Source organism: Sphingorhabdus sp., from assembly GCF_040079335.1.
GTDB lineage: Bacteria > Pseudomonadota > Alphaproteobacteria > Sphingomonadales > Sphingomonadaceae > Sphingorhabdus_B.
Window position 1 is genome coordinate 153372 of the sequence record NZ_JBEBKL010000001.1, and the last position, 7727, is coordinate 161098.

7 protein-coding genes are annotated in these 7727 nt (G+C 57.1%); 3 read left to right on the forward strand and 4 right to left on the reverse strand.

What is annotated here, in order from left to right; translation table 11 throughout:
• Window positions 1-3: 3 nt before the first annotated feature.
• From ABL922_RS00710 to murI, 3 genes are all read right to left on the reverse strand, one after another.
• Window positions 4-513, reverse strand: coding sequence for a DUF1993 domain-containing protein (locus tag ABL922_RS00710; RefSeq protein WP_349022281.1), 510 nt, complete (start codon window positions 511-513; stop codon window positions 4-6).
• A gap of 54 nt (window positions 514-567) precedes the next feature.
• Complete coding sequence (hemA, locus tag ABL922_RS00715; protein ID WP_349022282.1) at window positions 568-1788, reverse strand: 5-aminolevulinate synthase; 1221 nt, start codon at window positions 1786-1788, stop codon at window positions 568-570.
• A gap of 81 nt (window positions 1789-1869) precedes the next feature.
• Window positions 1870-2685 (reverse strand): glutamate racemase, encoded by an 816-nt coding sequence (gene murI / locus ABL922_RS00720; RefSeq protein ID WP_349022283.1) that lies wholly within the window; start codon window positions 2683-2685, stop codon window positions 1870-1872.
• A 93-nt stretch (window positions 2686-2778) separates the two neighbouring features.
• Between murI and plsY the strand changes: the two genes are divergently transcribed.
• The 3 genes from plsY to topA all read left to right on the forward strand — a co-directional run bounded on the left by plsY (window position 2779) and on the right by topA (window position 7093).
• On the forward strand, window positions 2779-3372 hold the full coding sequence (plsY, locus tag ABL922_RS00725; protein ID WP_349022284.1) for a glycerol-3-phosphate 1-O-acyltransferase PlsY: 594 nt from the start codon (window positions 2779-2781) through the stop codon (window positions 3370-3372).
• 12 nt (window positions 3373-3384) lie between these two features.
• Window positions 3385-4470 (forward strand): DNA-processing protein DprA, encoded by a 1086-nt coding sequence (dprA, locus tag ABL922_RS00730; RefSeq protein WP_349022293.1) that lies wholly within the window; start codon window positions 3385-3387, stop codon window positions 4468-4470.
• 79 nt (window positions 4471-4549) lie between these two features.
• Window positions 4550-7093, forward strand: a complete 2544-nt coding sequence (gene topA, locus ABL922_RS00735) for a type I DNA topoisomerase (RefSeq protein WP_349022285.1) — start codon at window positions 4550-4552, stop codon at window positions 7091-7093.
• A 36-nt stretch (window positions 7094-7129) separates the two neighbouring features.
• Here topA and era read toward each other — a convergent pair.
• Window positions 7130-7727 (reverse strand): GTPase Era (gene era, locus ABL922_RS00740; protein WP_349022286.1); only part of this gene is annotated, 598 nt, incomplete at its 5' end.

Below are 7727 nucleotides of genomic sequence, written 5' to 3' on the forward strand. Positions count from 1 at the left end.
TTTTCAGGCAGGGCGCTTCGCGTGCCGTGCCATATAGCCGACATAGTCAGCCTTGCCGAGCGGAATGCCTGCTTTGCGCAGGATCGAGTAAGCTGCCATCAGATGGAAATAGAATTGGGGTAAGGACCAGTCGCGGACATATTCGGCGGCGGTCATCTCAAATGCCATGCCATTGGGCAGATCGAATGATACCGGTGTATCGTCCGCGACAAATGCTTCTGGTCGGGCGTTTTTGATCAAGTCGCGCGTTTCGGCGATATGCGAGCGCGCTGCTGTGATTGTCGCATGATCGCTGTCCTGAGTAGGCAACGTCGAGCCTGTCAGGCGGTTCAGTGTGTTCACGACCTGATGTGTGGTAAAGCGCACCTGCGTCGCCAATGGATACATGTCGTCTGACAGCTTCTCGCTTATCAGCGCTACGCCGCGCGGATCGGATTCAGCCTTCGCCAGCATATGATCGAACGTGCCGAGCATCTGCTCAAACGAGGTCAGCGTAAAGTTGGCGAGGTTCATACACATTCTCCAAGTTGCAATATGCAACTTATCTAGGAGCGATATGTGAAGTGGTCAAGCAGCCTGCGAGACTTTCAATTCCATCCGGCTCCAGATTTCGACCAGTGCATCAGTCAACGTCCGCATCATATTCTCATCGTGCTGCGGGCCTGGTGTGAAGCGCAGCCGTTCAGTACCGCGCGGGACGGTAGGATAGTTGATCGGCTGCACATAGGCGCCATATTCGGCGAGCAGGATATCGGCGATCTTCTTGGCCTTGACCGGATCACCTACCATGAGAGGTACGATGTGCGTTTCGCTCAACATTACCGGCAAGCCGGCATCAGCAAACATGGTTTTCAGCATCGCGGCATTAGCCTGTTGGGCTTCGCGCTCTTCGCTGGATTCTTTCAAATGTTTCACAGCTGCAAGGACGCCAGCAACCAGTACCGGTGACAAGGAGGTGGTAAAGATGAAGCCCGGCGCATAGCTCCGGATCACGTCGACGATCTTTTGGTCCGCCGCGATATAGCCGCCCATTACGCCAAAGGCCTTGCCAAGGGTGCCTTCGATGATCGTTACCCGGTCGGCCACTGCCTCGCGATCAGTGATGCCTCCACCGCGTGGGCCGTACATGCCAACTGCATGCACTTCGTCGCAATAGGTCAGGGCATTATATGTGTCTGCCAGATCACAAATGGCTGCAATCGGAGCAACGTCGCCGTCCATCGAATAGACACTCTCGAAGGCAATCAGTTTTGGTGCTTCAGGATCATCCGCAGCCAGCAATTCTTCCAGATGCGCCAGATCATTGTGCCGCCACACGCGCTTTTCGCACCCTGCATTGCGGATACCGGCAATCATCGAGGCATGGTTCAATTCATCCGAATAGATGATGCAGCCCGGCAGGATTTTGGCGAGCGTGGATAGAGTCGCATCGTTCGAAACATAGCCTGATGTGAAAACCAGCGCGCCATCCTTGCCATGCAAATCGGCCAGTTCTGATTCGAGTTCGACGTGATAATGGGTGTTGCCACCAATATTGCGCGTGCCACCCGAACCGGCCCCGACATCGTGCAGGGCCTCTTCCATCGCACCAATAACCTTGGGATGCTGCCCCATGCAAAGATAGTCGTTCGAGCACCAGACGGTGATGTCTTTCGGCCCATTATGACCCGCAAAGCAGCGCGCATTGGGGAATTTCCCCTTGTTGCGCAAAATGTCGATAAACACGCGATACCGACCTTCTTCATGAAGCCGATCGATAGCCTTGTTGAAAATTTCATCGTAGTTCATGGCAAGCCGAGCCCTGTTTGTTGCCGCCCAATAATGTGGGTTTAGTTGGAAATCCAGCGCGAACTATTCGCAAAAATCCGATTAGAGTGACATGATCTGGGTCAAATTATAGCGCGAAAGCGCGGGGCGATAGGGCTCGATCTGCTCGATGGGCCCGGTGGAGATGAAGATTCCGTCGACAGGTTGCTCGGGCCATGGCTGATCATCGGTCAAATAGGAAACCCGCCGCGCGATCCCCTCGGAGCCATCAACAAATCCAAGACTGGCATCCAGCCCTGCTTCAGCAGCGGCCTTTGACAGTTCATCCCGCACTAACGGAAAGTGGGTGCAGCCTAAGATGATGCGGTCGATCCGTTTGCCATTTGGCTGGTTGGCAAGGCCCGCAATCGCCGTGGCAAATATTGCAGGGTCCGGCATTTCGCCGCGCAATTTGGCTTCAGCGGCGGCCACAAGGTCTGGAGCCGCGTAGCGCAACAGCGTTTTACCTCCGGCATGTTCAGTCTCAAGCTTGTCGACATAGGCTTGCCGGATGGTGGCCTTGGTCCCAAGCAGGCCGATAACGCCGCTGTGTGTCTGTTCGGCTGCTGGTTTGATCGCAGGAACGGTGCCGACAATTGGCACGCCCAATACCGCCCTGGCATGTGTCAACGCGATGGTTGATGCTGTGTTGCAGGCGATGACGACCAGTCTGGGGCGGTAGCGTTCGGATAAGCGGCCAAGGAAAGCGCAAACGCGGGTGGCCACCTCTATCTCGCTTTTCTCACCATAAGGGAGCCCGGCATAATCCGCCGAATAGACGATTGGTGCCTGTGGTAAGGCTCTGCGGATTTTCGCCAGAACCGACAAGCCGCCTATGCCGGAATCGAAAACCAGTATCGGGGCATCGGGCGCGATCATGCCGCGGAGATAGACGCGGACCCGTGCAGAGGCAACCGGCCTTGAGTGTATCACCAGATGGAGATAACCATCGGGCGACAGAGGGAGTCGGATATGCCAACAGGCTGGATGGAAATCGGTAGTGCGGCCTTGCTGGGCTATTTGCTGGGGTCGATACCCTTTGGCTTGCTACTCGCCAAATTTGGCGGTGCAGGCGACATAAGGGAAATCGGCTCGGGCAATATAGGGGCGACCAATGTGTTGCGCACCGGGCGCAAGGGACTGGCCGCGCTTACGCTTCTCCTGGATCTGCTAAAAGGTGTGGCGGCCGTTTTGCTGGCGCGGCAATTGGTGCCCGGATGTGAAGTGATCGCTGCCGTAGCCGCCTTTTTTGGGCATCTCTATCCTGTGTGGCTGGGCTTCAAGGGTGGAAAGGGGGTCGCGACCTATGCGGGCATCTTGTTCGGCTTGCACTGGCCTTTAGGCTTGATTTACGGCGTGGCGTGGATCGGTGTGCTGCTGATTTCCCGCATTTCATCGCTTGGCGGACTTGTTGCAGCAGCTGTCGCGCCGCTGGCCGCTGCATTTCTGGGGCTCATCGATATTGTCATTCCACTGGTCGCCTGCAGCCTGATTATCTTCTGGAAACATCGCGAGAATGTTCAGCGGCTGATGGCGGGAACGGAACCGCGCATCGGGCAGAAATAATCCGCAATGACTATTGGCGACAGCGACGTCTTTGATCGGCTGCGGCTGATCCGTTCGCCCAATGTGGGACCTATCAGCTATCGCCATCTGGTGGCGCGGTTTGGGTCAGCGGGAAAGGCGCTCGAAGCGCTGCCCGATATGGCGGCCCGGGTTGGGGGGCGCAAATTTGCAGCAGCGCCGTCTGAAACAATTCACAGGGAAATTGAACAACTCGCTTCACTTGGAGGGCAGTATCTTTTCATAGACGATTTGGCTTACCCGGCTCTGCTCGGCGAGCTTGAAAATGCCCCGCCGGTTTTGACATATCGCGGCAACGTCGCACTTGCCAGCCAGACCAACGTAGCGATGGTCGGTGCGCGCAATGCCTCTGCTGCGGGTTGTCGGATGGCGCGCAATATCTCTCAAGAGTTGGGGCAGCGCGGCATTGTCGTCACGTCTGGCTTAGCTCGCGGGATCGATGCGGCGGCGCATCAAGGAGCGCTCTCGACCGGCACGATAGCGGTGATCGCGGGCGGTATCGACATCATCTATCCGCCGGAACATGCCGAATTGCAGGAACGGATTGCTTTCGAAGGCTTGCTGATTGCCGAAATGCCGCCCGGAACCGAGCCAAGGGCGCGCCACTTCCCCTATCGCAATCGCATCATCGCCGGCCTGTCGGCGGGAACCGTCGTGGTTGAAGCGATCCCCAAATCGGGGTCGTTGATCACTGCAAGACTGGCAGGTGAGGCGGGCAGGGAAGTGATGGCCATTCCCGGTTCTCCGCTTGATCCAAGGTCGCGGGGCTGCAACCAGCTCATCCGCGAAGGTGCGACGCTCGTGCAGGATGCAAGCGAGATTACCGAACTGATCGCGCCGCTCGATCAGCGCGTGCGATCGAAGCCGTCGGCTCAGCCAAAATTTGATTTCATTGCCGAAGCGGGGGACGGCGAACGCAATGCCATTTTCGAATTGCTCAGTCCCAATTTTGCGGCAGTTGACGAACTGGTGCGCCTGTCAGGCATGCCATCGGCGCAGGTGCAGATGGTGCTGCTTGAACTTGAACTGGCCGGCCGCCTTGAACGTGGGGCGGGGGCAAGGGTGCGACTGACCGCCTGATTTTTGTCGCTTGACGACCCTGAAATCACCCCGCCAATCTATGCGCGTACGTGAGAGTGTGAGAAAAGATCATAAATCCATGAAGTTAGTCGTTGTCGAATCACCCGCCAAAGCCAAGACCATCGAGAAATATCTGGGGGCCGGATATAAGGTTCTGGCATCCTATGGCCATGTGCGCGATCTGCCGCCCAAAGACGGCTCGGTCGATCCCGATAATGGCTTCGCCATGTTGTGGGATAATTATCCCGACAAGGCCAAGCAGCTGAAAGCCATCGCCGATGAGGCGAAGAAGGCGGATGGCCTGATCCTGGCGACTGACCCTGACCGCGAAGGAGAGGCGATCAGCTGGCATGTGCAGGAGGTGCTGGCGAACAAGAAAGCACTTCCCAAAAATGTGTCGCGCGTCACTTTCAACGCGATCACCAAACAGGCGGTTACCGAAGCGATGGCGCATCCGCGCGAGCTCGATCATGACTTGATCGACGCCTATCGCGCCCGCCGTGCGCTTGACTATCTGGTGGGCTTCACACTGTCGCCGGTGTTGTGGCGCAAGCTTCCCGGTGCAAAATCTGCAGGGCGTGTGCAATCGGTGGCGCTACGTCTGATAGTTGAGCGCGACCGTGAGATTGAGGCGTTCAGGCCCCAAGAATATTGGTCGGTCACCGCCAAGATGGAGCATAAGGGGCAAGGTTTCGACGCCCGTCTTGTTCGCTTTCAGGGCGAAAAGCTCGACAAGATGGCATTGGGCAAGGAAGGCAGTGCCGAGGAAGCCCGCACCGCAGTTGAAGCCGGACATTTCAGCGTCGACAGTGTCGAAACCAAGCCGGTTACGCGCAATCCACAGCCGCCTTTCACGACATCGACCCTGCAACAGGAAGCGGCGCGCAAGCTTGGCTTTTCGGCCAGCCACACGATGCGGATCGCGCAGAATCTCTACGAAGATGGCGCGATCACCTATATGCGTACCGACGGCGTGCAGATGGATCATAGCGCGATTTCTGCAGCGCGCGGTGCAATCGCCAATCGCTATGATGGAGGCTATCTGCCTGACAAACCTCGCGCCTATCAAACCAAAGCCAAAAATGCACAGGAAGCGCACGAAGCGATCCGCCCCACCGATTTCGGAAAGGACAAGGTGGGATCTGGGGACCATGCAAAGCTCTATGATCTGATCTACAAGCGCGCACTTGCCAGCCAGATGGCCTCGGCACGGATGGAGCGGACGACCGTCGATATGCTTGACGGCACCGGCCAGATCGGGCTGCGCGCGACCGGGCAAGTCGTGAAGTTCCCCGGATTCTTGGCGCTTTATGAAGAAGGAATCGACGACAAGGACGACGAAAACGGTGCCTTGCTGCCTGCCATGGACAAGGGTGATGTGCCCGCGAAAAAGGCAGTCGAAAAGACCCAGCATTTCACCCAGCCCCCGCCACGCTATTCAGAGGCAAGCCTCGTCAAGCGGTTGGAAGAATTGGGGATCGGTCGCCCGTCGACCTACGCCTCTACCATTCAGGTGCTCAAAGACAGACTTTACGTTCGTGTCGAGAAAAACCGTTTCTTTGCAGAAGAATCAGGGCGACTTCTAACAGCATTTCTTGAACGATTTTTCGAACAATATGTGGCCTATGATTTCACGGCAGGGCTGGAAGATCAGCTCGATGAAATCAGTGCAGGTGATGCCAATTGGCAGCATGTGCTCGAGGCCTTTTGGCGCGATTTCAAACCGAAAACAGCCGAAGTGATGGAGCAGAAGCCTTCGGACATCACCGCTGAACTCGATAAATTCCTGGCACCCTATCTGTTCCCCGAGCGCGAAGACGGGACTGACCCGCGTATTTGCCCCAAATGCGGCACTGGAAAGCTCGCGCTTCGGGGAGGTCGTTTCGGGGCCTTTGTCGCCTGTTCAAACTATCCGGAATGCAAATTCACCCGCAAATTCGCGCAGCCCGGCGGCGCTGACGGCATGACGTCAGATGGACCTGAAGTGCTTGGAAAACATCCGGAAACTGACGAAGAAATCAGTCGCAAGTCCGGGCGCTTCGGCCCCTATGTCGAAATGGGAGAGGGCAAGGAAGCCGCGCGCGCTTCTATTCCCAAAGATATTCCGTCCGAAGATTTCGGGCTCGAATGGGCTGTCAAACTGCTGTCGCTGCCTCGCACCATCGGCCCGCATCCCGAAAGCGGCGAACCAGTCACCGCGAGCATCGGACGCTACGGCCCCTATCTCGCGCATCAGGGTAAATATGCCCGCCTGCAGTCAACCGCCGACGTCTTTGAAACTGGCATGAATGCGGCTGTCGTCAAACTCGCCGAAGCAGCCAATGGTGCTGGCCGATCGCGCAATGGCGGTTCGCGTGAGCCTTTGAAGATATTGGGTGCCCACCCGCGCACCGAAGCCGAGATCAAGCTGATGGAAGGCCGCTACGGCAATTATGTCACCGACGGCACAACCAATGCGACGTTGCCGAAGACGGTAGCGCCTGATGAACTGACACTGGAAGAAGCGGCTCAGTTGATCGACGAGCGCGCAGCCAAGGGGCCGGCAAAGGGTAAGGCGAAGAGCAAAGCTCCCGCCAAAAAAGCACCTGCCAAAAAGGCAGCACCGAAGAAGAAAGCCAAGTAATCCGCATGCAGCCCAGGCCTTCGCCGGGCGGCGCTGCTACTCGACCCAATCCAACCCCATGTCGCGGTACACAGAGCGATCTTCGTCCCACCCGGCCTTCACCTTGATGTGAAGGTAGAGGTGGACGGGGACGCCCATCAGGTCGGATATCTCCTTGCGCGCAGCGGCACCTATGGCCTTGATCCGGCTACCGCCCTTGCCGAGGACAATCGCGCGCTGGCTTTCGCGTTCGACGAAGATCTGCTGGTAAATCTCGACGCTGCCGTCGGGCCGCTCCGAATATTTCTCGGTTTCGACCGTGCTCGCATAAGGCAATTCATCGTGCAACTGCAGGTATAGCTGCTCGCGCGTGATTTCCGCTGCTGCCAAACGTTCGGAGGCATCGGAAACCTGGTCTTCGGGGAAATGCCATTCGCTTTCGGGCATGGCCTCGCCAATGGCTGTCTTCAGTTCAGCTAGGCCATCCGCCGTCGCTGCACTGATGTAGTAGATTTGTTCGAAAGCACATAAATTCAGCAGTTTCTCGGTCAAAGCCAGCAGCTTTTCCTTTGCCGCGATATCGACCTTGTTGAGGATCAGCCATTTGCGCTCGGGCCGGTTGACGAGCCCCTCGATGATCTTCTCAACCTTGGGC

Excerpts from the sequence above, each read along its gene's own strand:
- ABL922_RS00710 (WP_349022281.1), bottom strand. The coding sequence starts at position 513 with ATGAACCTCGCCAACTTTACGCTGACCTCGTTTGAGCAGATGCTCGGC.
- hemA (WP_349022282.1), bottom strand. The coding sequence starts at position 1,788 with ATGAACTACGATGAAATTTTCAACAAGGCTATCGATCGGCTTCATGAA.
- murI (WP_349022283.1), bottom strand. The coding sequence starts at position 2,685 with ATGATCGCGCCCGATGCCCCGATACTGGTTTTCGATTCCGGCATAGGC.
- plsY (WP_349022284.1), top strand. The coding sequence starts at position 2,779 with ATGCCAACAGGCTGGATGGAAATCGGTAGTGCGGCCTTGCTGGGCTAT.
- topA (WP_349022285.1), top strand. The coding sequence starts at position 4,550 with ATGAAGTTAGTCGTTGTCGAATCACCCGCCAAAGCCAAGACCATCGAG.